Annotated in this window: 17 protein-coding genes; 7 read left to right on the top strand and 10 right to left on the bottom strand. The window is 73.9% G+C overall.

The annotated features are described in order from the left end of the window. Positions 1–10: 10 nt before the first annotated feature. Together ABII15_RS32645 and ABII15_RS32640 are read left to right on the top strand one after the other, a co-directional pair. Positions 11–2,002: a beta-galactosidase gene (locus ABII15_RS32645; RefSeq protein WP_353945877.1), complete on the top strand. Its 1,992-nt coding sequence runs from the start codon at positions 11–13 to the stop codon at positions 2,000–2,002. Next, a complete protein-coding gene (locus ABII15_RS32640; protein WP_353945876.1) occupies positions 1,989–4,208 on the top strand; it encodes a glycoside hydrolase N-terminal domain-containing protein in 2,220 nt (739 codons plus the stop codon). Before ABII15_RS32645 ends, ABII15_RS32640 begins: the two co-directional genes overlap by 14 nt. Positions 4,209–4,223: 15 nt before the next feature. Here the strand turns inward: ABII15_RS32640 and ABII15_RS32635 are convergent, their stop codons facing one another. The 3 genes from ABII15_RS32635 to ABII15_RS32625 all read right to left on the bottom strand — a co-directional run bounded on the left by ABII15_RS32635 (position 4,224) and on the right by ABII15_RS32625 (position 6,832). Continuing rightward, positions 4,224–5,240 carry a LacI family DNA-binding transcriptional regulator gene (locus ABII15_RS32635; protein ID WP_353945875.1) on the bottom strand — a complete coding sequence of 339 codons (1,017 nt, stop codon included), beginning with the start codon at positions 5,238–5,240 and terminating at the stop codon, positions 4,224–4,226. Between the two features lie 267 nt (positions 5,241–5,507). Then, a complete protein-coding gene (locus ABII15_RS32630) occupies positions 5,508–6,128 on the bottom strand; it encodes a hypothetical protein (RefSeq protein WP_353945874.1) in 621 nt (206 codons plus the stop codon). Then, on the bottom strand, positions 6,125–6,832 hold the full coding sequence (locus tag ABII15_RS32625; RefSeq protein ID WP_353945873.1) for a hypothetical protein: 708 nt from the start codon (positions 6,830–6,832) through the stop codon (positions 6,125–6,127). The genes ABII15_RS32630 and ABII15_RS32625 overlap by 4 nt, the downstream gene beginning before the upstream one ends. A gap of 372 nt (positions 6,833–7,204) precedes the next feature. Between ABII15_RS32625 and ABII15_RS32620 the strand changes: the two genes are divergently transcribed. Next, positions 7,205–8,191 (top strand): TauD/TfdA family dioxygenase, encoded by a 987-nt coding sequence (locus ABII15_RS32620; protein ID WP_353945872.1) that lies wholly within the window; start codon positions 7,205–7,207, stop codon positions 8,189–8,191. Here ABII15_RS32620 and ABII15_RS32615 read toward each other — a convergent pair. From ABII15_RS32615 to ABII15_RS32585, 7 genes are all read right to left on the bottom strand, one after another. Beyond that, on the bottom strand, positions 8,181–9,872 hold the full coding sequence (locus ABII15_RS32615) for an HEXXH motif domain-containing protein (RefSeq protein WP_353945871.1): 1,692 nt from the start codon (positions 9,870–9,872) through the stop codon (positions 8,181–8,183). The genes ABII15_RS32620 and ABII15_RS32615 overlap by 11 nt on opposite strands. 60 nt (positions 9,873–9,932) lie before the next feature. Continuing rightward, on the bottom strand, positions 9,933–10,124 hold the full coding sequence (locus tag ABII15_RS32610) for a hypothetical protein (protein ID WP_353945870.1): 192 nt from the start codon (positions 10,122–10,124) through the stop codon (positions 9,933–9,935). Positions 10,125–10,271: 147 nt separating this feature from the next. After that, positions 10,272–11,366, bottom strand: coding sequence for a caspase family protein (locus ABII15_RS32605; RefSeq protein ID WP_353945869.1), 1,095 nt, complete (start codon positions 11,364–11,366; stop codon positions 10,272–10,274). Then, positions 11,363–12,505, bottom strand: a complete 1,143-nt coding sequence (locus ABII15_RS32600) for an alpha/beta fold hydrolase (RefSeq protein WP_353945868.1) — start codon at positions 12,503–12,505, stop codon at positions 11,363–11,365. The genes ABII15_RS32605 and ABII15_RS32600 overlap by 4 nt, the downstream gene beginning before the upstream one ends. A gap of 145 nt (positions 12,506–12,650) precedes the next feature. Further along, the gene (gene fxsT, locus ABII15_RS32595) at positions 12,651–17,000 is read right to left on the bottom strand and encodes an FxSxx-COOH system tetratricopeptide repeat protein (RefSeq protein ID WP_353945867.1); all 4,350 of its coding nucleotides are present in this window, start codon (positions 16,998–17,000) and stop codon (positions 12,651–12,653) included. Then, positions 17,000–18,025 carry an AAA family ATPase gene (locus ABII15_RS32590; RefSeq protein ID WP_353945866.1) on the bottom strand — a complete coding sequence of 342 codons (1,026 nt, stop codon included), beginning with the start codon at positions 18,023–18,025 and terminating at the stop codon, positions 17,000–17,002. Before ABII15_RS32590 ends, fxsT begins: the two co-directional genes overlap by 1 nt. Then, the gene (locus ABII15_RS32585; protein WP_353945865.1) at positions 18,022–19,470 is read right to left on the bottom strand and encodes a hypothetical protein; all 1,449 of its coding nucleotides are present in this window, start codon (positions 19,468–19,470) and stop codon (positions 18,022–18,024) included. The genes ABII15_RS32590 and ABII15_RS32585 overlap by 4 nt, the downstream gene beginning before the upstream one ends. Positions 19,471–19,711: 241 nt before the next feature. Between ABII15_RS32585 and ABII15_RS32580 the strand changes: the two genes are divergently transcribed. The 4 genes from ABII15_RS32580 (at position 19,712) to ABII15_RS32565 (ending at position 24,103) form a co-directional block, all read left to right on the top strand. Then, a complete protein-coding gene (locus ABII15_RS32580; protein ID WP_353945864.1) occupies positions 19,712–20,440 on the top strand; it encodes a YoaK family protein in 729 nt (242 codons plus the stop codon). A gap of 284 nt (positions 20,441–20,724) precedes the next feature. Beyond that, positions 20,725–20,940 carry a type A2 lantipeptide gene (locus ABII15_RS32575; protein WP_353945863.1) on the top strand — a complete coding sequence of 72 codons (216 nt, stop codon included), beginning with the start codon at positions 20,725–20,727 and terminating at the stop codon, positions 20,938–20,940. 140 nt (positions 20,941–21,080) lie between these two features. Continuing rightward, positions 21,081–21,881 (top strand): HlyD family efflux transporter periplasmic adaptor subunit, encoded by an 801-nt coding sequence (locus ABII15_RS32570; RefSeq protein ID WP_353945862.1) that lies wholly within the window; start codon positions 21,081–21,083, stop codon positions 21,879–21,881. Further along, positions 21,878–24,103 carry an NHLP family bacteriocin export ABC transporter peptidase/permease/ATPase subunit gene (locus tag ABII15_RS32565; RefSeq protein WP_353945861.1) on the top strand — a complete coding sequence of 742 codons (2,226 nt, stop codon included), beginning with the start codon at positions 21,878–21,880 and terminating at the stop codon, positions 24,101–24,103. Before ABII15_RS32570 ends, ABII15_RS32565 begins: the two co-directional genes overlap by 4 nt.

Raw genomic sequence — 24,103 nt, 5'->3', positions numbered from 1 at the left:
GAGCCGCACCATGACCGCCCCCGACCGCCTCCTCTACGGCGGCGACTACAACCCCGAGCAGTGGCCCGAGGAGGTCTGGGCCGAGGACGTGCGGCTGATGAAGACGGCCGGGGTCACCTCCGTCACGCTCGGCGTGTTCTCCTGGGCGAAGCTCGAACCCCGGCCGGGAGCGCGGGAGTTCGGGTGGCTGGACCGGCTGATGGACCTGATGCATCTGCACGGCATCGGCGTCGTCCTGGCGACACCGACCGCGTCGCCGCCGCCGTGGCTGGGCCGGCTGCACCCGGAGACGCTGCCCCGCGACGAGAACGGGCAGACCGTGTGGTGGGGCTCCCGCCAGCAGTTCGCGCACTCCTCCAGCACGTACCGCCGCTACGCCGCGGCGATCACCGAGGACCTCGCCCGGCGGTACGGCCGCCATCCGGCGCTGCGCATGTGGCACATCAACAACGAGTACTGCACGTTCGACTACGGCGACGAGGCGGCCCGCGGCTTCCGGGACTGGCTACGGGCCAGGTACACGACCCTGGACGCGCTCAACGAGGCGTGGGGCACGGCCTTCTGGAGCCAGCGCGCCGACACCTGGGAGGACGTGATCCCGCCGCGCCGCGCCCAGTACCTGCGCAATCCCGCCCAGGTCCTGGACTTCCGGCGGTTCACCTCCGACGCGCTCCTGGAGTGCTTCGTCGCCGAGCGCGACATCGTGCGCCGGCACTCCCCCGCGCACATCCCGGTGACGACGAACTTCATGCCGTTCTGGATCGGGCAGGACGGATGGGCGTGGGCCGAGCGGGAGGACGTCGTCTCCGTCGACATCTACCCGGACCCGGGGGACCCGCTGGGCGGCCAGTACAACGCCATGATCGGCGACATGACGCGCGGTCAGGCCGGTGGCCGGCCCTGGACGGTGATGGAGCAGGCGGCCGGCGCAGTGAACTGGCGGGAGGTGAACCGGCCGAAGTCGCGCGGCCTCAACCGGCTGTGGTCGCTGCAGTCGGTGGCCCGGGGCGCGGACGCGATCTTCCACTTCCAGTGGCGGCAGTCGCGGCAGGGCGCGGAGAAGTTCCACTCGGGGATGGTCGGACACGCAGGCGAGGAGGGCCGGGCCTTCGCCGAGGTAAAGCGGATCGGCGCCGAACTCGCCCTGCTGGAACCGGAGGTGGCCGGTACACGCGTGAACGCCGAGGTCGCCGTGCTGCACGACTGGCACTCCTGGTGGGCGGGGAGCCAGGAGGCCCGGCCGTCCACGCGCGTCGTCTACGAGGACGTGGTGCGGGCCTGGCACCGGGCGCTGTGGGAGGCGGGCACGACCACGGACTTCGCCCACCCCGAGCACGATCTGTCCGCCTACAAGGTCGTGGTCGTGCCGCAGCTGTACCTGCTCACCGACGCGGCGATCGAGAACCTTCTCGCCTACGCGCGCGGCGGCGGGCGGATCGTGTGCGGGTTCTTCTCCGGGGTCGCCGACGTCGACGACCGGGTGCGGCCCGGCGGGATGGACGCGCGGCTGCGCGAGCTGTTCGGCATCCGCACCGTCCACGACTGGTGGCCGCTGGAGCCCGGGGACAGCGTGGACTGCGGGGAGTTCCGGGGCACCCTGTGGTCGGAGGAGCTGACCGCCGCCCCGGACGCGGAGGTCGTCGCGGCCTGTCGCGGCGGTGAACTCGACTGTCTGCCCGCCGTGTTGCGGCGCGGCCGGGCCTGGTACCTCTCCACCCTCCCCGAGCCTTCGGCCCTGCGGACGCTGCTCGCGGACGTGGCCGCCGATGCGGGCGTACGGCCTCCACTGCCCGGCCTCCCCGCGGGAGTGGAGGCCGTACGCCGAGGCGAGGTGCTGTTCCTGCTGCACCACGGGCGGGACGAGATCGTGGTCGAACTCCCGCCGGGGCAGCGCCCGTTGCGCGATCTGCTCACCGGGGCCGAGTACACCGGATCCGTACCGCTGGGCCGTTTCGCGGTCGTGGCGCTGCGCGGGGAGCGGGGCCGTCATGGTGCTGCCTGAACATCCGCACGGCACCTGGGAGCCGGCGCCGGCCGCCCGTTGGGAGGACGCCTTCCTGAGCGGGAACGGCCGGCACGGCGCCCTCGTGTTCGGCGATCCGCACGACGACCGGGTCATCGTCACCCATCACGCGCTGGTGCGCCCGGACGGCGGACCGCCGCCGCGACCACCCCGGCTCGCCGACCGGCTCCCGGAGCTCCAGGACCGGCTGCTGGCCGGGGACCGGACGGCCGCGGAGGAATTCACGGACGGGCGTGACCTGCGCTGGGTGCGGGCGTTCCATCCGGCGTTCCAGGTGCGGTTCGTGCGGGACAGCATCACGTGGCGCCACTACCGCCGCTCCGTCGACTTCGCGACGGGCGTGTGCGCGGCGCGCTGCGGCGGCTGGCGGGGAGAGGTGTTCGTCTCCCGCGCCGACGACGTGGTGGTGCAGTACGTCACCGGGCCCGGCCTCGACGGGGAGGTGCTGCTCGACCACCGTCTCGCGGGGGTGCCCGGCGGGCTCGGCGTCGGGCGCGGTGTCGTCCTGACCCCGCACGGCGCCCTGCTGACCCTGCGCTGCCGCTACCCGGACGGCGATCTCGCCTACACGGGGGTCACGGTGGCCGCGGTCCGGGGCGGGCGCACCTCGATCGGCACCACCGGGCTCCGGGTCGACGCGGCCGAGGAGATCCTGCTGCTCACCCGCGTGCGCCGGCACCTCGGTGACGCGGACGTGGACGCGAGCTCGGAGGCGGCGGAGCTGACCGCCCTGCTCGACAGCGGCGGCCCGGCACGCAGCCACCGGAATCTGCTCGCGCGGCACACGGCCCCGCACCGGGACGCGTACGAGCGGGTCACCTTCTCGCTCGGCGGCCTCCCGGCCGAACGGGCGCTTCCCGGAAGCGAGTTGCTGCCCCGTCCGGACAGTCACGCCCTGCTGGAGCGGCTGTTCGCCGCCGGCCGCTATCACCTGCTCAGCTCCTCGGGCGCCCTGCCGTCCCGGCTGACGGGGCTGTGGACCGGCGAGTGGGACACGGCGTGGTCCGGCGCGTTCACCACCGACGCCAACCTCAACCTCCAGACGGCGTCGGCGCCCGCCTGCGCGCTCCCCGAGGTGGTCGAGGCGCAAGGCGCGCTGATTCGCGGCCAGTTGGACCACTGGCGCGACAACGCCCGGAGCATCTTCGGGGCGCGCGGCATCGTGGCGCCCGCCCACACCGACGGCGAGTCCGGGCACACGTACCACTTCCAGCGGCAGTGGCCGATGCACCTGTGGACGGCCGGCGCCGACTGGCTGCTCACCCCGCTGGTCGAACAGGCCGAGACGACCGGCGAGCGCCCGCCCTGGCTGGTCGGCGCCGTCCGCGAACTCGCCCTGTTCTACGAGGACTTCCTCAGCCGGACCGGACCCGACGGGCGGGTGGTCGTCGTGCCGTCGTACTCGCCGGAGAACCGCCCGGCGAACGCGAGCTGGGGCACCCTCGACGCGACGATGGACATCGCGGCGGCCCGGCACGCCCTGCGCACCGCCGCCGCCTGGTCCCCGGGAGCGGACGGCGATCGCTGGGCGGCGCTCGCCGACCGGCTGGCCGACTACCGGGTCAACGACGACGGCGCCCTGGCCGAGTGGGCCTGGCCGGGCCTGGAGGAGACCTACGACCACCGCCATCTCAGCCATCTGTACCCGGTGTGGCCGCACCACGAGATCACCCCGTACGACACCCCGGACCTGGCGAAGGCGGCGCGGCGGGCGCTCGCGCTGCGCGGCGCCGAGAACGACTCCGCGCACGGCCATCTCCACCACGCCCTGATCGCGGCCCGGCTGCGCGACGCGCCCCGCGTCGCCGACGCGCTGCGCCAGGTCCTGACCGGCGACTACTTCCACCCGTCGCTGATGAGCGCGCACTATCCGCGCCGCGACGTCTACAACGCGGACGCGGCGCACACCCTGCCCGCGCTGCTCGTCGAGGCGCTGCTCCAGTCGACGCCCGGCCGGCTCGTGCTGCTGCCCGCGCTTCCCGCGTCCTGGGCGCGCGGCACGGTGCGCGGCCTGCGCACCCGGTTCGGCGCGCGCGTCGACCTGAGCTGGGGCGGCGGCCGCTGCACGGCGCTGGTGCGCCCCGGCCGTGACGCGCGCGTCGAGCTCAAGACCCCCGACGGTGACGACGGGATCCTTCGCCTGACCGCCGGCGAGGACCGCGAACTCACGGTGCGGACGGGGTAGTTCCTGCCCCGCGGCTCAGGCGTCGGCGGGTGCCTGGGCCGCGCTCTCCCGCACGGTCAGTTCCGGTGCGAGCAGCACGACCTCCTCGTCGCAGCCGCGCCCCTCGATCTTCGCGATGACCTGCTCGACGGCGCGCCGCCCCATCTCCTGCGCGGGCACCGCGACCGACGTCAGCGGCACCGAGGCGTGCGCCGCCACCTGCTCGGGGCAGACGGCGACGACGGAGACGTCCTCGGGGACGGCGCGGCCGGACTGGCGCAGCAGGGCGAGCAGCGGGTCGGTCGCCGCCTCGTTCTGCACGACGAACGCGGTGGTGCCGGGCCGCTCGTCGAAGACCCGCGACAACGTTGCCGACACCGAGGCGTACGAGCCCTCGCAGGGGCGGTGCAGAAGGCGCAGCCCCAGCTCGCCGCTGCGCTCGCGCAGCCCGGACAGGGTCCGCTCGGCGAACCCGGTGCGCCGCTCGTAGACGGCGGCCGCCTCGCCGATGACGGCGATCTCGCGGTGCCCGAGGTCGGCGAGGTGCTGGGCGCAGGCGGCGCCCGCGGCGGCGAAGTCGAGGTCCACGCAGTTGAGTCCGGTGGTGTCGGACGGCAGTCCGATCAGCACGGCCGGGCGGGACGCGGTGCGCAGCAGCGGCAGCCGCTCGTCGTCCAGCTCCACGTCCATCAGGATCATCGCGTCGGCGAGCGCGCTGCCCTCGATGCGGCGAACCGCCTCGGCGCCCTCCTCACCGGTGAGCAGCAGGATGTCGTAGCCGTGGGTGCGCGCGGCGGTGGCGACGGCCATCGCGATCTCCATCATCACCGGCACGTACATGTCGGTGCGCAGCGGCACCATCAGGGCGATGATGTTGGACTTGCTGCTGGCCAGGGCGCGGGCCCCGGCGTTCGGGTGGTAGCCCAGCTTGCGCACGCTGCTCTCGACGCGCTCGCGGGTGGCGGCGGAGATGGACCGCTTGCCGCTGAGGACGTAGCTCACGGTGCTGGCGGAGACTCCGGCGTGCCGGGCGACCTCTGCGAGCGTGACCATGTCGTTCTCCTGAGCCGATGCGTGAGGGGACGAGGCACTCGCGGCGCGAAGCGCTTCGACGGGGACGGATGACCGATGCCGGGTTCGACCTGTTGACCCTATGGGGAGCAACAGCCGCCTGTCCATAAGATTGTCGAAGCGCTTCGACAGGGCTGTCCCACCCCGCGAGTGACGGGTGTTCCTGTCCGCACAGGTTAATGACAGCGTGCCGTGCGAGGGGCGGCGCCGGAAAGATTCGGTCCGGGCGCGGTTGCCGTCCGCACGGTTTCAGCCGATCCCGCGGACGAGCGCGAAGACGGCCGCCGCGATGAGCACCCCGAGGACGAGCACCTGGGAGCCGGGCGGCAGGCCGCGGCGCGGGGCGTCCGGTACGGACACGGTGTCCGGGTCGAGCCGCCGGGCGCGGGCGCGCCACTCGCCCGGCGGGTTGTCCGGGACGACCACCCGCCAGGGCTGTTTCGGGTCGTACTCGACGACGGCGCGGTCCTGGTGGAGAAGGTCCTGGAGGTCGAGCGGGTGGCGCACCTCGACGCGGTACGCGGGCCGGTCCTCGGGCACGACGACGAGGTCGAAGGCGAAGACGCTCTCCTGCGCCCGCGCGTCGCCCGCGACGCGGCCGGTCTCCCTGTCGACGGCGCGGACACCGCGCACCAGCGCGGGGGCGTGGGCGCGCGGTCCGCCCGAGCGCAGGCCCAGGGCGACGGCACCGTCCGGGCTCTTCTCGGCGACGTCACCGAGGAGGGCGAGCACCAGTGCCGACAGGGTCAGTCCGATGACCAGCAGCCACGACGGGCCGCCGAACGCGCCGAACAGGACGGTGACGAAGGCGCCGCCCGCGCACAGGGAGCCCAGCAGGGCGGGGAGGGTGAGGAGTCGGCGGAGGGTCATCGGCTGCGCGGCGTCCTTCTGCGGGGGACGGCGACGCGGACCCGGCCGGGGTCGCCGGGGCGGGACGTGTCGTAGACGGCGAGGACCGGGCGGCCGAGGGCGGCCCGGTCGACGACCGCCGGTACCTCGTGGCGGGTGCCGTCGGCGTCGTGGAAGACGGCGGTGACCTCGCCGCGGCCCCGGCCCGTCGCCCGCCAGCCCTCCAGCAGGGCGTCGGCGGTGGCGTACTTGCGCGAGACGCGGCGCAGGACGGCGGCGCGGCGGGCACTGACCCAGCCGCCCCACAGGGCGGCGACGAGCCCCGCGCCCGCGACGCACCAGAAGAAGGTGAGCCAGGCCGAGACCGCGTACGTGCCGAAGGGGAACACGATCATGTAGTCGGTGGCGGTGGCGCGGTCCACACGGCCCGCGTCGATCGCGTCGTACCAGCCGCGGGCGGCGCCGAGCGCCGCGACGGTGACGGTCACCCCGGCGGTCGCGCGCCGCAGGAACCGGGCCGAAAGGAGTCCGAACAGCACACCCGCGCCCACCCCGAGCAGCGGCGCCATCGACGCGAACTGGTCGCTGGCGCACCCTTCGTTGTCGCAGAACCACTCGACGGTCGAGGCGTCGTACGTGCTCACGTGCCACACCAGCCCCACCAGCCAGCACAGCAGCGCGCACGCGAGCCCGCGCAGCACCAGCCCGTACACTCTCCCGCTCACGTTCCCTCCCGCCGGGACCCTATCCCGGCAGGGATTCGGCGGCCCGCGGCGGGGAGCGGGGAACATGTCGGGTCCGTGAAATCACCGGGTGCCACACGCGTACCGGACGGCGCCGCAACTCCCCTGTTCAGAGCGGTGTTCGGGGTCGCGGTCACGGGTGCCGTCGGCGTACGGCGGCCGGTTGACGCCGCTCGGGACCGGTTGCGACGCTCCGGTTCATGACCGCGACGACGTGTCCCTGTATCTGACGCGCCCTGCCGCCCGGACGCGAGACCGCACACCGGCGCGGGCCCTCGGCGCACCGTTCCCGCACTGCCTCCGCACAGAGACGAACTCCGGCAGCACCTCCGCACCGCCGAAAGGACACCCGCCATGACCACGACCGCCCCGGAACCCACCTCCGTCCCCGGCCTCACCGTCACCCGGCTGAACGGCCGTCTCGGCGCCGTCGTCGAGGGCGTCCGCCTCTCCGGCGAGCTCGCGCCCGAGACGGTCGCGGCGATCCGCGAGACCCTGCTCGCCCACAAGGTCGTCTTCTTCCGCGGCCAGGACCGGCTCGACGCCGCGTCGCACGAGGCCTTCGGCCGGCTGCTCGGCACCCCGGTCGCCCATCCCACGGTCCCGTCCACCGACGGCCGCTACTCGTTCCCGATCAACTCCGACCACGGCGGCCGCGCCAACCAGTGGCACAGCGACGTCACGTTCGTGCCCGCCTACCCGGCGTTCTCCATCCTCCGCGCGATCACCGTCCCGCCGTACGGCGGGAACACGCTGTGGGCCAACACGGCGACGGCGTACGAGCATCTGCCCGCCCCGCTGAAGCGGCTGGCCGAGGGTCTGCGGGCGGTGCACTCCAACGACTACGACTACGCGGCCCTGCGACCCGATGCCGTCCCCGAGCAGCTGCGGCGGTTCCGCGACGTGTTCGCGAAGATCACGTTCCGCACCGAGCACCCGGTGGTCCGCGTCCACCCGGAGACCGGTGAGCGCACGCTGCTGCTCGGCAACTTCGTGCAGAAGATCGCCGGGCTCACCGGCCAGGACTCGCGCGACCTCGTCGACCTGTTCCAGCGGCACATCGAGCGCCCGGAGAACACCGTGCGCTGGCAGTGGCGGGCCGGCGACGTGGCCATCTGGGACAACCGCGCCACCCAGCACTACGGCGTCGACGACTCCGACGACCACGAGCGGGAGCTGGCCCGGGTGACCATCGACGGCGATGTCCCGGTCGGCGTCGACGGCCGGACGTCCACGCTCCTGTCCCCCGAGTCGCTGCCCGAGCCGGTGCACGGCATCGCCTCCGGCGCGTCCACGGCGGCGACCGGCACGCCCACCGCCCTGCCGACGGTCACCGGCTGAGCCCGGCGAGCCAGCGCACGGCCTCACCGGCGTCGCCGCCCACCACCTCCAGCGCGGCGGCGACCCGCTCCGGGCGCGCGAGCAGCCGCCGGGTCATCGGTTCGAGCCGGGCCCGTGCCAGCAGCAGTCCGGTCAGGGCGTGCGCGTCGTCCGGGGCGTGCCGCAGCCGGTCGGTGTACAGGTCGCGGGCGCGGGCCGGGTCGCCCGTGGTCAGGCAGGCGTCGGCGTCGGGCCCCGGGCGCGGCGCCAGGTAGCGGGCGGTCCACGTGTCCTCCCAGTACGCGGCGGACGTTCCCGGCGCGAGCTCGGGTTCGAACCCGGACGGCGGTACGCCACCGTGCTGTCGGGCCCGGCTCAGCGCCGCGCGCTCGGCCGGACCGCAGCGCAGGTTCCGCAGCCGCCACTCGACGCGGTGGCCGACGGCCGCGGCGCGGGCACGGGCGACCGCCTCGGGGTCGACCGGTTCGCGCAGCCATCGGTCGAGCGTCGTGGCCAGTCCCGCGAGCAGGCGGCGCCCGGCCGGGGTGAGGTCGGCGCGGGTGGCGAGGGTACGGACCACCAGGCGGGTCTGGAGGCGACGCAGCGCGAAGTGGAAGGGGGCCGTGTTCGCGGGGTCGGCCGCGCGGTCCCCCATGCGGGCCCGCCAGAAGCCGGCGACCCCGGTGAACGCGTAGGCGCCGTGCAGCAGTCCGGGCAGATGCCGGGGGTCGGCGCGCCACGGCGCGTAGAAGCGCTCGGTGCGGTCGTCCGCGAGCAGCGGGAAGAGGTGGAGCAGCGCTCCCAGTTTGCTGTGCTGGAACTCGTGGACGAGGGACTCGGCGAGGTCGAGGCCGCTGTCCGGACGGGAGGCCATCATCGAGCCGAAGGCGTCGCCGGTGGAGGCGCTGACCCGGATGCCGGGCCACTGCGCGGAGGTCCAGGGGACGATGCGGGTGATGCCGCCCGGCGGCATCGCGCCGACGGTGTCGGGGCCCGGACCGCGGGCGAGAATGGCGTGGGCCTCCCCCAGCACCTTCTCCCAGTGCGCGACCTCGGCGGCGGGAACCCGGGCGGGAGGTATCGGATCGTCCAGGTCACGGTACGGGTCGAGGTCGTCCAGGCGCGTTCCGGCAGGGAGCAGAGTGCGCAGCGGCTGCCAGCCGGGGGTGTCGCGGGCGGCCGTCAGCGGATCGACGGCGACCGGCCCCGCGGTCACCCGTCCCGACCGCACGGTGACGGGCACGGGGCTGAATTCGCCGTCGTGTACGTCGAGTTGGACGAGGCCGAGCGTGGGCAGGCTCAGTGCTCCGGCGCGGGCGGGGAGTGTCAGGGCGGCGTCCGTGCCGGCCAGGACGCTCGCGGTGGCGGCGAGGCAGGCGAGGTGTCCGGTATCGGCCCACAGGGGCGGGCCGGACGCGACACCGTGCAGCCGGCGCAGCGCGTGCGCGATCCAGGCGCCGCACTGCGGGCTCATGAGCAGGCCGTCCACCGCGTCGGGGGCACGCCGGGCCGCCGCCTCGATGGCCTCCCACAGCGGTGCGGGGTCGCCCAACGGGCCCAGTACGCCGTCGCGTTCGTCCAGAAGGTCGTGCAGTTCGCGCAGCAGCAGGAGCCGGCGGGCGCGCTCCCCCTTCACCAGGAACGCGACGGCCCGCTCCGAGCCGCCGCCCGCAGCCAGCTCGTCGAAGAGGTGTCCCGGCATGCGCAGTGCGCGAGGGGCCGGCGCCGAGGGGGCGCCGGTCGTGGACGAGGGTGCCACGTCCTACTCGGCCCGGCCGCTGGGGTTGCTGCCCGCTATCGCGCCCAGGCGCGGCCTGCGGGTCTCGTCGAGGAGTCTGCGGCTGGGGCCCGGGGTGGGATACCGACGCAGCTCCGCCAGGCCGACCTCGGCGAGGTCCGCCAGGTCCGACTCCACATAATCCGCCGGACGGTCGGCTCGCACCGGCTCTTTCAAGGTGTTCTCCCCCTTCACCCATGACGGCACTCGATGCCGCCTTGGTCCTGTGTCCATCATGACGAAGCCTGCCCGGTCCCGGAACCCGTAGGCCACACGGAAGATCGGGAACCGTCTGTTGGCCGATTCCCGCCGGGTGCGCCTGGCTCAGTCGGCGGCCAACTCGCTGATGGCGGCCTCCAGTTCGGCGGCGCGGTCGGGGTCGTCGTCGAGGGTGACGACCGCCTCGTACAGGGTCCACAGTTCGTCGGCCCGGCGGCCGTGGGCGCTGACGATGGCGACGAGGTCGGGGCGCGGTGCGGGGTTGCGGCGCATCCGGGCGGTGAGCCGCGGGTCGAGCAGCAGCACCAGGGTCTGGCGCTCGTCGGCACTGTGGGTGAACGGGTAGGCGAGCAGCGCCTCGGCGACGCGGGTGAGGGCGGGCAGGGCGCCGGGGCGCGGCCGCCGCGCGGCCGACGGGCCGAGCGTGCGCTCCTGACCGGGCCGTCTGAGGATCAGGGTGGGCAGTTGTCCGGGCCGGTCCGAGGCCCAGACCTCGCGCTCCACCCGGGCCTGCACCGCGGCGAGGAGCCGCTCCGGGTCGGGGGTGGTCCCGGGTGCGGACCGGTCGAGTTCGTCCTGGACCAGGCGGGAGAAGACGCCGCCGCGCAGCACCGGGTCGTTGGCGGCGCGCTCGCCGCGGGAGGCGGCCAGCAGGAGGGCCTGTTCGTGGACGGTGGTGCGGGCGCCCGCGCCCAGCCGCTCGGTGTCCAGCGCGCGCGGGAAACCGTGCCGTTCGTCGAAGGTCTGGCAGGCATCGACGACCCAGGTCTGCCGTGCGTGTCCGGTGACGGCGTCGCTGGCCAGAAGGCGGCAGGCGGACTCCAGGTCGAGGTTGCGCCGCGCCCGCTCGGTGGCGTCCGCGTAGTAGAGGCGGATCCGCTCGTCCTGGTCGAGGACTCCGTGGCCGCCCCACCACACCCAGAGGAAGTCGCCGTCCAGGGAGGGGAGTTCCTCGGTGAGGGCGTGGTGCAGGGCGGTCTGGTCGGCGGGCCGGTACGGGAGCGCAGGACGGTGCCCTTCGGCCGGGGCGAGGTGCAGCAGGATGTTGGCCTCGGGCACTCCGCGCTCGCGCAGCCAGCCGTGGAAGCGGACGGCGTCGTCGGCGGGGCCCGGCAGCCGCCAGCTCTCCCCGGCCGCGTACTCCTCGATGCCGACGACGAGCGCGGTGACCCGGCGCGGGTCGGTCTCCGGGGGCGTCACGGGAGGCGGGCCGCGATGGCCCGGTAGACGGCTGGGTCCGTCCAGTAGGCGCTGTGCGCGACGGGGAAGGGCTGGCGGCTGTCGGTGGCCACGTCGGTGACCCGGCCGGGGAAGAGCGCGGCCCCGATGTAGCCCAGCAGGTCACGGCGGTCGTACAGGTTCAGCCAGTCGGGCACGTGCGGGGGCAGGGGCTGCGGGTGCACGAGGGAGGGCAGGGCGCCGGTCTCGTACAGGAACGGTGCCTGCGAGCCGACGGTGACGAGGAGTTCGACGGACGGCTGCGGCTCCAGGACCAGCGTGTCGAGGGCGATGATGCCGCCGAGGCTGTGTCCGAGCAGCACCACCGGCGGCTCCTGGCGGGCGATCAGTCCGGCCAGGCCGCGGCGGACGTCCGCGCCGCGGGCGAGGTAGCGCAGGATGTCGCCGGCGGCCGGATGGACGGCCTCGGTGAGGGCGCGGCGCCGGCGTACGGCCGCGCGTGAACCGGCCCGCAGGAGCGGCCGTTTGACGGTGCGCAGCAGCAGACCGCGCTCGGCGCCCTCGGGGGTGGCACCGAGTGCTTCGGCGATCCGGCCGACGGCCGCGTCCCGGACGTCGCCGGTGCACAGCACGGGCGCGTCGGCGTCCAGGGCCGCGCCGATGACGGCGGCGGCGAGGGCGCGGGCGAGGAGCCGCGCCAGTTCGTCCGGGCCGACGGCGGCGGCCGCGGGGGCCAGCAGGGGCGAGCGGGCCAGTTCGGCCGCCCGCAGGGGCAAGCCGCGGCCCAGCTCCGGTGCGATGTCGTCGAGTCGGCGCAGCAGGCGGCGGGGGCGCTCGTCGGGGAACTCCGCACCGGGCGCCGTCACGGTGGTGCCCGCACCGGCCGCGGCGAGGGCGAGTTCGGCCCCGGGGTCCTCGTACAGCAGCGCCCAGGGGTCGGTCTCGTCCACGTCGTCGGGGCCGCGGCTCGTGGCGGCCTGCGGCTCCGGGATGCTGGCGCCCCGGGCGGCGAGCACGGCTCCGTACTCCTGACCCCAGTAGTACGGGACGACGCGGGCGTGCGGCGCCGTCGCGGCCAGCCCCTCGGCCGCCCGGGCGAGCAGTGCGCCGAAGCGGGGCTCTCTGACCCCCGTACCGTGGATGAAGACGACCGTGGTCATACGCCCAGCCCCCGTGCCGGTCCGATGTGCCGATCCCTGTGTCGCTCGGGGTCATCCTAGGTGCAGGCAGGGGCAGTTGGGGCTGTTGTGCGGTGCGGGATCGGGCCCGCACCGCACGGCGCACCGGGTTTCGGTCAGCGCGGGGTCACAGCGGCATCGGGGCGATGTCGCACTCGATGCGCTGGTGCAGCTGGGCCGCCATGCGCCAGGGGTGGTCGGCGCCGAGGACCCGGGTGAGGCCGTCGACGGCCTGGGCGTTCAGCCGGTCGGCCGCGGCGGATTCGCCGAGGCCGCGCAGGTCGAGCGCGAGGTGGGCGGTGCAGGTCAGGGTGACCGGGTGATCGGGGCCGAGGACGTCGTCGAGCAGCGGCAGCACGGCCTCGTCGACGGCGCGGGCCGCCGCGAAGTCGAGGCGTGCGTAGTGGTCGTTGGCCCGGCCGATGCGGGCGGTGAGGGTGTTCGGGTGCCGCTCGCCCAGGGTGGCGGTGAACCGCTCGACGGCCTCGATGTCGCAGCGCTCCGCGCCGTCGACGTCGCCGAGCGCGCGCAGCGTCGCGGCCAGGTTGACCAGCGCGCCCACCGTGGCGGCGTGGTTGTCGCCGAGAGCGCTGCGGTAGCGGACCACGATCTTCTCGCCCAGGTCGCGGGACTGGGCGAGGTCGCCGGTGATGCGGCGGTCCACCACCACGTTCATGGCCGCGGCCAGTGTGTCCGTGTACTCGGTTCCGTAGCGCTCGGTGAAGCGGACGAAGGTGTCCTCGATCAGCTCCCGGGCCTCGGCCTTGGCGCCGACGCGGCGGCGGCAGACGGCGAGTTCACGGGCGGCCACGATCGTGGTGGCGTTGTTGACGCCGAAGTTGGCCAGGTACCCCTCGTAGGTGGACTCCATCAGGAGGTGGGCGGAGCGGTAGTCGCCGGACTCGCGGATGTCGACGGCGAGGGCGCCCAGCGAGTTGAGGGTGAGGCCGTTGGTGGGTCCGTAGAGCACCTCGAACTGGCGGGCCGTCTCCTCGTCGAGTGCGCGCGCGTCGGTGAACGCGCCGCAGCAGCGCAGGGACACGCCGAAGCTGTGCGCGGCCTGGAGCGTGGCCGGGTCGTCGGGGCCGAAGAGGCGGCGCGCCATCGCGAACCCGTCGTCGTCGAGTGTCCGGGCGGCGGTGAATTCGCCCTGGCAGCGCAGTGAGAAGGCCATCTGCGACATCGAGCTGACGACTTCCTCGTCGGGCACCTCGCCGTTCCTGGACTCCTCCAGGGCCTTCTCGCTGAGCCGCAGGGCCTCGTCCCGGCTGCCGAACTTGCCGAGCATGAAGGCCAGGAGCTTGGCCATGCGGATGACCATGATGTCGCCGTCGCCCGACTGCTGCTGCCAGACCGTCCAGGCCTGGCGGGCCGTGTTCATCGCGGTGTCGTGCGCGCCCCAGTAGTAGAGGAAGAACACGACGTCCAGGACCAGGTCGCGCACCCACGGGTCGGAGCTGCGCACCGCGCCCGACGCCTGCACGTGCGGCAGCAGCGCCTGATAGGCCGGCCACAGTTCCGGCGAGGCGCCCTCGCCGGGCTTGGCGGTGGCGAGGAGCTGGTGGACGGCGCGCCGCATCTGCGCCTCGGCGGCCGGGTCCATGCCGGTCACCAGCACGCTCTGCATCAGACGGTGCATCTGGAGGGTGCCGCGTTTGTGGTCGAGGCGGATCAGCGAGAACTTGCTGAGTTCGCGGGTGGCCCTGGCCAGCAGGACCGGGTCGCGCAGCACCGGGTCGAGTTCGGGGCTGACCTCGACGTTCCGCCCGCCGCGCAGCAGGCTGAGCGGGATCGGCTCCGGTGCCATCAGGGCGCAGGCCTCCAGGAGCTGGCGGGCGGCGGGGTGTTCCTGCGCCAGCCGTTCGAGGGAGAGGTTCCAGGCGGCGGCGACCGGCACCGGGTAGTCCGGGTTGGGGTCGAGGTCGAGGATCTCGACGCGGCGCTGGGAGAGGAGTTCGAGGTGTTCGGCCACGGGCATGCCGGTGGCGGCGTGCCAGGCTCCGGCCTGCTCGATCGCGAGCGGCAGGTCGCCGAGCGCGTGCGCGAGCCGGTCGGCCTCCTCGGTCGCGAGGTCGGGAGCGCGCCGCTGGAGCAGGGCGATGGACTCCTCGCGGTCGAAGACGTCGACGCTGAGCGGGGTGGCGACGCGCTCCCAGTCGCGGTTCCGGGAGGTGACGATGATCTTCCCGGGGCCGCCGCTCGGGAAGTAGGCGCGGACGGCGTCGATGTCCTCGGCGTTGTCGAACACCAGTAGCCAGTTGTCGTACGGCTTTCCGGAGCGCAGCGCCTCCTGGACGGCGGGCACGGCGGTGTTCGCCTGTGGTCCGGTGTCCAGGCCGAGGAAGGAGGCCAGCTCGGCGAGGGAGGCGAGGATCAGCGACTCCCGCTCGGACGGCACCCACCAGATCACGTTGTACTCGGCGCTGTGCCGGTACACGTACTCGATGGCGATCTGCGACTTGCCGACGCCGCCCATGCCGTGCAGGGCGTGCGGCAGGACGGCGGCGGTCTCCTTCTGCCGCAGTTGCTCGTCGACGGCTTCCAGCAGGATCTCGCGCCCGGTGAAATTGGGATTCTTGGGCGGCACGTTCCCCATGATCTTCGGCTGACCGCTGCGGACGAAGCGGTGTTCGGGAGCCTTGAGGTCCATGGTTGCGTCAGCCTTCCCAGCTTCAGTGTGTTCGGTTGTGTCGGGTCCAGCCGCTGATACCACGTCGACTCCTGGTTCGCTGTTGCTCTCAGCAACCAGCTCTTCCCCACCGGCCCCGTCGATATCTCTCCGTGCCACCGCACCACCCCCGTTCGAGAGCGGTGCGCCGGTGAGTCCGGCGACGATGCGCGCGGCGCGCCGCGCGTGCGGCCCGGACAGGGCGCGCAGCACGGCGAGTTCGATCCGCAGCCAGGGGCGGCCGGCGCTGCCGGTGTCCGGCAGCGGGGTGTCCTCCGGGTTGCGCACGGCGGCGCGCAGCGGGGCGGCGGCGCCCCGTCCGCGGCGCAGCTCGGCGAGGACGTCGATGATGCGGGCCAGCTGGGTGCGGGTGCCGGTCGCGAGGAGCGCCTCGCGGACCCCGTCGGCGAACTCGGGGCCGCCGCCGTCCTGCTCGTCCCCGTGCTCCCAGTCGATGAGGCCGCCCATCATGACCTCGGCGACGTGGTCGGGGCCCGCCTCGGGGACGGCGCGCTCGCGCAGCTCCTCGATGAGGTCGAAGTCGAGCGGGATGACGGCGAGCAGCAGGGCCAGGTGCCGGGCGAGCGGGCTGGCGAGTCCGGCGAAGCGGGCCACGGCGGCGGCCGCCGCGCGGGGTCCGTCGATCCTGGGGGTGCGCAGGCCGGGCGCGGGGGTGCCCTTGGCGAGGGCTCCCGCGGGCAGCATCGGCAGCGCACGGTGCACGCCGGGCTCGCCGGTGACCAGCTCGGCCCAGGCGGTGAAGGAGGCGGGGTGGGTGCTGAGGACGGGCACCGGGACCGTGCCGTCGTCCGGTTCGGGCAGCGGCCGCAGCGGGTCGGCGACGTCGTGCGGCGGACGGCAGCCCAGGGACGAGTTGGCCGCGCCGAACCCGGCGGCGCCGAACTGGGCGCGGAACGGGTACAGGGAGGAGCGGTGGCGCAGGTACGGCGGTAAGAGGTGGACCAGCGCCGTGGGGCCGCCGCGGGCCAGCGCGGTGAGCAGGTCGTCGGCGGCGGGTGCGGCCCAGCCCGCGCCGAGCCCGTCGGTGACGACGAGGAAGAGCCGCCTGCCGCTGCCGTCGAGGAGTTCGCGCGGGTCGCCCGCCCGGCCGTCGGCGGTGCACACGACGGCGGATCCCTCGGCGGGGACCTTGATCCGGACCGTGCGCACGTCGCGGAAGGCGCCGCTGCGGGCCGCCTCGTCGGCGATCCGGCGGACGGTGCCGCGCCAGGCCCGCATGGTGAGCGTGTCGTCGACGAGCAGCACCACGTCGAGGGCGCGCTGGTGCGCGGGGTGCAGATACGGGATCCACAGGCCGTCGCTCAGCCCGTGCTGCGCGGTGGCGTCCTCGTCCAGCGGCCCCGGCTCGTTCACGGGCACGCGGCGGCCCAGGGCGCGCAGCACCCGCGCCAGGCGCAGCGGGCGGGCCGACGGTGACGCGGGGGCGGGCGGCAGCCGGAAGAGGGGCCCGTCGGCGGCCTCTCCCGAGGTCACGTCGGGCCCGGCGTCCGGGAACGCGAACGGGATCTCCGTGCTGCCGCTCGCCGGACCGGCGTCGGGGGGCAGATCGGGGCCGGGCACCTCCGGGCTGCCGGGGTGTGCGGCGGAGTCCGCCGAGCCATCCGGATGATCGGCTTCCGACGGGTCCGATGCGGTGGGCGCGCGCCGTCCTGAAGCGAGCCACGCGGCCGCGAGCCAGGTGGCCTCGGCGAGGTCGCGCCAGTCCGGTCCGTCCTCCGACGAGCCGGTCGGCGCGCCGCTCCCGCCGCCGCTCGGGTCGGGGGCGCGCTCCCTGGGCAAGCCGGTCATCAGCGGCCTTTCGAGAGGTCGCGCAGCAGCATCTCGACGAGCTTACGCCCGTCGGCGTCGGCCTGGAAACCACCCGTTGTGACCAGCAGGACCGCGTTCAGTAGTTGGTCCACCGAGTGGGTTCCGCCGTCCTGCACCCGTCGTTCGAAGTCGTCCACCAGTTCCCCGACCACGTCCTCGCTGCCGCGCAGATGGCTCGCCACGATCGACAACAGCCGCTCGCGCGAGGGCAGCCGCAGCTCCAGCGGGAGGCAGCGGCGGCGGAACGCGAGCGGGAACTCGCGCTCACCGTTGCTGGTGATCACGACGACGGGGAACGCGCGGCACTCGACCAGCCCGCGCTCGACGGTCGTACGGGCGCCCGGGTCGTCGGTGAAGACGCTGATCTCGTCCTGGGAGCTGCGCTTCAGCTCCGGAATGTCGTAGGAGCCGTCCTCCAGGACGTGCAGCAGGTCGTTGGGCAGGTCGATGTCACTCTTGTCCAGCTCGTCGATGAGCAGCACGCGCGGCTGCTCGTACGGGAGCAGGGCGGTGCCGAGCGGGCCGAGGGTGACGAAGTCGCCCATCCGCGGCGCCTGTTCACCGGCGTCCGGGTCGGCCCCGGCGCGCCAGGCGGCGATGGCCTGTGCGCGGCCTATGGCGTCGTAGGCGTACAGCCCTTCCTTGAGCGCGGTGCGCGAGACGATGCCCCACTGCAGGACGCGGCCGAGGCCCAGCTCGCGGGCGATGAGATAGGCGAGCGACGACTTGCCGACGCCGGGCGGGCCGGTGACCAGCAGCGGGCGGCGCAGCAGCAGCGCCGCGTTCACGATGTCGATGTCCTCCTGGCGCAGATGGACCAGGTCCTGGTCGTCGCCGAGCCGCCGCCGGGTGGCCCGTGAGTCGTCGCAGTCGGGGAGCGGCTGTGCCGGGCCGCCCGCGAACGTCCGCCAGGGCGGCGCCTCGGGCAGGGCCGGTCCCCCGCCCACCGGGGCGCTTCCCACGCCGTGGAACACACGCCACGCGGTGCCGTGCTGCTCGGTCATGCCGGCATCTCCTCACAGTCGACGAGGCGGTTCGGGTCGTCCCACAGGAACGCGATATTTCTGCCCACGAGAAGCCGCCCCACTTCCTCTGTCTCCGCCTGGACCCGCAATTGGTGAACCTTGAAGGGGAGTTGACCGGGGCTGTGCCCGAGCAGGAGCTGCAGCAGTTCGACGGACTGGGGCGTGTCGGGGCGCCGGTCCCAGACGACGAGGCCCACGCCCTCGGTCAGGGCGGCCGCCAGCGCCTCCAGGCCGTGCCCGCGCTCGGCGGGGTGCTGGAGGATGACGCCGGTCACCCGGGGGTTCCTGGCGAGTTTCTCCTGCCACTGGGTGAGCGGGTCCGTCGTCCTGCTCCACCGGTAGGTCTCGGCGGCCGGTGCCTCCTGCAAGGTGCGCCAGCGCTCGCGCCACAGGCTCAGCTGCCGGGCGTCGCGGACCCGCATCCGGTCGAGGCTGCGCAGATGGATGTAGAAGCGCAGATGGAGCGGGAGCGGTTCGAAGGCGTCCGCGGCGATCTTCAGGCGGGCCACGTCGTGGTTGAGCAGGGAGTGGGGCAGGACGAACTCGACGTGGACGGGGCTGTCCTCGGCCGCGCCCGCCCACTGCGCCTCGCCGTGCCGCACCGCCCGCAGCACCGCCGGGGCCAGCCGGTCGAGCGTGGTCTCCTGCGGTTCGAAGGCGCGCGGCTGCCAGAACCCGGCCGCCGCGTTCACCCAGTGGCGTACGTAGATCCGGTCGGTGCCGTCGTGCGCCGGGTCGACCATGACGACCAGGGCGCGCGGCACCGTGCTGTCGGGCACCGCGCCGCACGCTATCCGGGCGCGTCGCTCGCGCAGCGCGCCGGTGAGCTCCGCGGCCTCGGCCCACTCCTCGGACCAGGCCTGGAGGGCGGCCGCCTGGGACGAGCCGAGGGCGGCGACCACCTCGACGAGGACCACGGCGGGCGGCAGGCCGTCCGGCTGCGCGTTCTGCTCGGCCAGGTGGGCGAACAGGCCCACGGGGCCCTCCGCGTCGGGCAGCGCGATCCGCAGTTCACCGGCGAGGACGCTGTGCAGCACGGGCCGGGGAACCGGTCCGAGGGTCAGCAACTCCCAGGCCCTGCGCTGCGTCTCGGCGGCGAACACGCCGGGCAGTTCCGGGAGTCCGCGGCTCTCCACGCCGTAGACTGCGCGGCGCACCAGGCGGTCGAGGCTCTCGCCGCTCTCGCGTCCCTCCAGGGCGCCGACGCATTCGACGATCGCCCGGTATCCCTCGCTGCCCCGGTGCTGGAGGGCCTGGTTGACGAACGTCGCCATCTCCGCGCGCACCGCTATCCCCTGCTCGATCCACTGGATCCCGAGGTCGTCGCAGACCAGGCTGATGAACAGGGAACGCTGCCGGGCCTCGCGCACGCACGACAGGGCGCACAGCTCATCGGTGAGGACCGAGACCAAGCGCAAGGGCACGCCGCCCGGCTCCTGTGGCGTGCTCATGTTCACCGACCAACCCCCGTAAGCCGGTCCCGCACTAGGAACTGCCGGTGAAGCTACCACGCCAACTCCCTTGCAACCAGGGGCGGTTACAGGTTCGTCCGAGATCAGCGGGGAGCGGGGGACGCAGGGCGCGGATGCGGCGGCCGGCGGCCGGCGCGGTGACGCCCCGCCACGGCTCCCGGCGGTTCGGGGCGGCGGCACCTACCGTCGGGACATGAACAGACGCGCCCAGATCGCCCTCCTGCTGCTCGCCGGGGCCTCCGGCGCCGTCGACGCGCTCGCCTTCACGGTGCTGGGGAGCGTGTTCGCCGGGGTGATGACCGGCAATCTGGTGCTGCTCGGGATCTCCGCGGGGCGCGGTGACGGGGCGGAGGTGACCGGCCCGCTGGTCGCGCTCGGCGGGTACGTCGTCGGCGCCGCCTGCGCCGCGCTCGCCTGCCGGGGCTCGCGGCGGCGGGCGGCGGACCAGCCGTGGCCGGGGGCCGTCGTCGCCTGCCTCGCGGCGCAGTGCGCGCTGCTCACCGCCGTGGCCGTCGCGGCCGGAGCGCTCGGCGGGCGGTCCGGTGAGGGCTGGCGGGTCGCGCTGCTCGTGGGCGCCGCCGTGGCGATGGGCGGGCAGTCCGCGGCCATGGTCGCCGCGGGCGCCGGGGGCGCGCCCACCACCTACTTCACCGGCACGCTCACCACGCTGGTGACCGGCGCCGTGGACGGATCGGCGCGCGGCGCCCGGGAGCTGTGGACCGCGGCGCGCCTGCCGGCCCTGGTCGGCGGGGCCGCCTGCGCCGTGGCCGTGGACGCCGCCGCGCCCTCGTGGGGGTTCGTGCCGCCGGCCGTGCTCACGGCGTGCGCGGTGGCGTGCCAGAAACCTGCACAGCGAGTGCGCAGGGCAGTCACGCGGGCCTCCGGATATTCATTGCATGACGCACGCGACGAAACCCATTGATGCGCGGGTGTCCCCTTTGATGAATACCCGGACCGGTCGCGCGCAATTCACTCCGTGAAGAATGTGAAGGCGTTGCCACCTGTTCGTGAACGGCCCTGCACGTCTTGGTAATTGACCTCGCACATCCCCTCTGACCGGCGACCTTCCGATTGGCTGTGCGACGCGTCAACGTGCTTTGATCCTCCGCATCGCGGAACGGCGACGGATTCGGCGCCACCGGATCACGGCACCTTCCGCGTTTTGCGAAATACCCTCTGATACCTATGAGAAGGGCGGCTCTCCTCATGAGCAACACCCCCAAGGTCGAGACCCTCGAGATTTCCGACGCCGAGCTGGACAACGTCTCCGGCGGTCTCGTCGGCGGCCTCGTCGGCCAGGTCACCGGCACGGTCGACGGCATCGTCCCGGTCTCGGGCACCGTCGCCGGTCTCACCAACACGGTCGAGGGCCTCACCGGTGTGAACACCGGTGCTGTCACGGGTCTGGTCTCCGGCCTCTGAGCCGATCCACCGGATCACCGCGCCGCCCACCTGACGGGCCGCGCGCCCCAGGCCCCGGGACTTCGCGTCCCGGGGCCTACGGGCACGTCCGGGCGACGGTGTCGCGCGCCCGGGCTTCAGCGACGTAAGGGAAGACCCCCGTGCAGTTCCGCCAACAGGCCCTGTCCAAACTGCAGTCACCCGAGAGCCTCGACCTCCCGGTGCGGCTCGCCCGGCCGCAAGGACTGCTCGCGCTCGCCGTCACCATCGTCGTGATGGCGGCGGCGTCCGTGTGGGCGGTGACCGGGTCGGTGTCGTCGACGCTCAGGGCGAGCGGCATCCTCACCTACGGGCAGGGCAGTTACGTGCTCCAGACCCCGGTGACGGGCCAGGTCACCGGCGTGTACGTGAAGGAGGGGCAGCGGGTCGCCGCGGACACCGTCCTCTTCAAGATCCGTACGGAGCGCGGGAACCGGGCCGTGCGGGCCATCGACGCCGGGCGCGTCACCGCGCTCGTCGCACGGATCGGGTCGGTGGTGCGCACCGGCGCCGACGTGGCGACCGTGGAGAAGACGGGTTCCGCCCGCGATCCGCTGGTGGCCATGGTCTACGTGCCCGCCACCGGAGCTGCGGACATCCCGGCCGGGGCCTCCGTCGACCTGACCGTGCCCGCCGCGCAGAGTTACGGGGTGCTGCGCGGCACGGTGAAGGCCGTCGGCCGCGCCCCGCAGACGCGTCGGCAGGTCGCCGACTTCCTCGGCGACAGCGAGCTGGCCGGACAGTTCACGAAGGGCGGCACGCGCGTGCCGGTCCTCGTCCAGCTCACCAAGTCCGGTTCCACCAGGTCGGGTTACGCCTGGTCGACCGTTGACGGACCGCCGTACGCGCTCACCTCCATGACCCTGACCTCCGGCGCCGTGCACCTCGCCGCGCAGCGCCCGATCGACTGGCTGCTGCCGTGACGACGACCTCCCTTCCGCCCGCGGGCCGCGGCCGCCGTCGCGCCCGGCCCGCTCCCCCGCCGCGCAAGCGGCGCCGCACGGTGCGCACCCCGACCGTGCTCCAGATGGAGGCCGTCGAGTGCGGCGCCGCCGCCCTGGCGATGGTCCTCGCGCACCACGGCCGGCACGTGCCGCTGGAGGAGCTGCGCATCGCGTGCGGCGTCTCGCGGGACGGCTCCCGGGCCAGCAATCTCCTGAAGGCGGCCCGCAGTTACGGGATGACGGCCAAGGGCATGCAGATGGAGCCCGCCGCGCTCGCCGAGGTGCAGGGTCCGGCCATCCTGTTCTGGGAGTTCAACCACTACGTCGTCTACGAGGGCGTCACTCGGCGGTTCGGCCGGCGCGGGGTGTCCATCAACGACCCCGACAAGGGCCGCCGGTTCGTGCCGATGGAGGACTTCGACTCCAGCTTCACCGGTGTCGTCCTGGTCCTTGAACCGGGCGACGGGTTCACGGCCGGCGGCCGGCGGCCCGGCGTGCTGAAGGCGCTGCCCGGGCGGCTGCGCGGCACGACGGGCACGATGCTCGCCGCGCTGCTCGCGAGCCTGCTGCTGGTGGCGGTGGGCGCGGCGGTGCCCGCGCTCAGCAAGACGTACATCGACCTGTTCCTGATCGGAGATCAGACGTCGTTGCTGGGTGCGCTGTTCGCGTCGATGGGCGCGATGGTGGCGCTGACGGCGGCGCTGACCTGGTTGCAGCAGGCGAACCTGCTGCGCGGCCGCGTCATCTCCTCCACGCTGAGCAGCGCGCGGTTCTTCGGGCATCTGCTGCGGCTGCCCGTCACCTTCTTCGCGCAGCGCAGCCCGGCCGATCTGGTGCAGCGCCTCCAGTCGAACGACGCGGTCGCCGAGACGCTGGCCCGTGATCTGACGGCGGCCGGGGTCGACGGCATCGTGGTGCTGCTGTACGCGGCGCTGCTGTGGACGTACGACCCGCAGCTGACGATGGTCGGCGTCGGGATCGCGCTGCTGAACGTGGTGGCCATGCGGATCGTGGTCCGGCTGCGCGCGACGGGCACGCAGAAGCTGCGGGCGGACTCCGCGCGGCTCACCAACACCTCTTACACCGGGCTTCAGTTGATCGAGACGATGAAGGCCACGGGCGGCGAGGACGGCTACTTCCGCAAGTGGGCCGGGCAGCACGCGACGACGCTGGAGGAGCAGCAGCGGCTCGGGGTGCCGAGTGCCTGGCTGGGGATCGTCGCGCCGGCGCTCGCGACGCTGAACAGCGCGCTGATCCTGTGGATCGGCGGGCTGCGGGCGATCGAGGGGCATCTGTCGGTGGGCCTGCTCGTCGCCTTCCAGGCGCTGGTCACCCGGTTCACCGCGCCGATCACCCGGCTGAACGGGGTCGCGGGCCGTATCCAGGACTTCGCCGCGGACGTGGCCCGCCTGAAGGACGTGGAGAACTTTCCCGTCGACAGCCTGTACGCGCGGCCCGAGCAGGTGCGCAGCACGCGGCGGCTGCGCGGGCAGGTCGAGCTGGACGGCATCACGTTCGGCTACAGCCCGCTCGACAAGCCGCTGCTCTCCGGCTTCTCCCTCACGGTGGGGCCCGGGCAGCAGGTCGCGCTGGTCGGCGGGTCCGGCAGCGGCAAGTCGACGGTGTCCCGGCTGATCTCGGGGCTGTACGCGCCCTGGGAGGGCGTCATCCGGATCGACGACCGGCGCCTGGACGACATTCCGCGCGGCGCGCTGGCCGCGTCCGTCTCCTTCGTCGACCAGGACGTCTTCCTGTTCGAGGGGACGGTCCGGGACAACGTGGCGCTGTGGGACCCCTCGATCACCGACGAGGCCGTCATGGAGGCGCTGCGCGACGCGTGCCTGTACGACGTGGTCGCGCGGCGGTCCGGCGGGATCCACGGCCGGGTCGAGCAGGACGGCCGCAACTTCTCCGGCGGGCAGCGCCAGCGGCTGGAGATCGCGCGGGCGCTGGTGCGCCGCCCCAGCGTCCTCGTGCTCGACGAGGTGACCAGCGCCCTCGACGCCGAGACCGAGCAGATCGTGATGGACAACATCCGGCGGCGCGGCTGCGCCTGCGTCGTCATCGCCCACCGGCTGTCCACCGTCCGCGACAGCGACGAGATCGTGGTCCTCGACCAGGGCCAGATCGTCGAGCGGGGCCGCCACGAGCAGCTGGTGGCGGCGGGCGGAGCCTATGCCGAGCTGGTCAGGGAGCACTGA

Source organism: Streptomyces sp. HUAS MG91 (assembly GCF_040529335.1).
GTDB lineage: Bacteria > Actinomycetota > Actinomycetes > Streptomycetales > Streptomycetaceae > Streptomyces > Streptomyces tabacisoli.
This window is presented reverse-complemented; position numbering and strand designations above follow the sequence as displayed.

Coding starts and splice junctions, on each gene's coding strand:
- ABII15_RS32645 (WP_353945877.1), top strand. CDS start 11: ATGACCGCCCCCGACCGCCTCCTCTACGGCGGCGACTACAACCCCGAG.
- ABII15_RS32640 (WP_353945876.1), top strand. CDS start 1,989: ATGGTGCTGCCTGAACATCCGCACGGCACCTGGGAGCCGGCGCCGGCC.
- ABII15_RS32635 (WP_353945875.1), bottom strand. CDS start 5,240: ATGGTCACGCTCGCAGAGGTCGCCCGGCACGCCGGAGTCTCCGCCAGC.
- ABII15_RS32630 (WP_353945874.1), bottom strand. CDS start 6,128: ATGACCCTCCGCCGACTCCTCACCCTCCCCGCCCTGCTGGGCTCCCTG.
- ABII15_RS32620 (WP_353945872.1), top strand. CDS start 7,205: ATGACCACGACCGCCCCGGAACCCACCTCCGTCCCCGGCCTCACCGTC.
- ABII15_RS32615 (WP_353945871.1), bottom strand. CDS start 9,872: ATGCCGGGACACCTCTTCGACGAGCTGGCTGCGGGCGGCGGCTCGGAG.
- ABII15_RS32600 (WP_353945868.1), bottom strand. CDS start 12,505: ATGACCACGGTCGTCTTCATCCACGGTACGGGGGTCAGAGAGCCCCGC.
- fxsT (WP_353945867.1), bottom strand. CDS start 17,000: ATGACCGGCTTGCCCAGGGAGCGCGCCCCCGACCCGAGCGGCGGCGGG.
- ABII15_RS32590 (WP_353945866.1), bottom strand. CDS start 18,025: ATGACCGAGCAGCACGGCACCGCGTGGCGTGTGTTCCACGGCGTGGGA.
- ABII15_RS32580 (WP_353945864.1), top strand. CDS start 19,712: ATGAACAGACGCGCCCAGATCGCCCTCCTGCTGCTCGCCGGGGCCTCC.
- ABII15_RS32575 (WP_353945863.1), top strand. CDS start 20,725: ATGAGCAACACCCCCAAGGTCGAGACCCTCGAGATTTCCGACGCCGAG.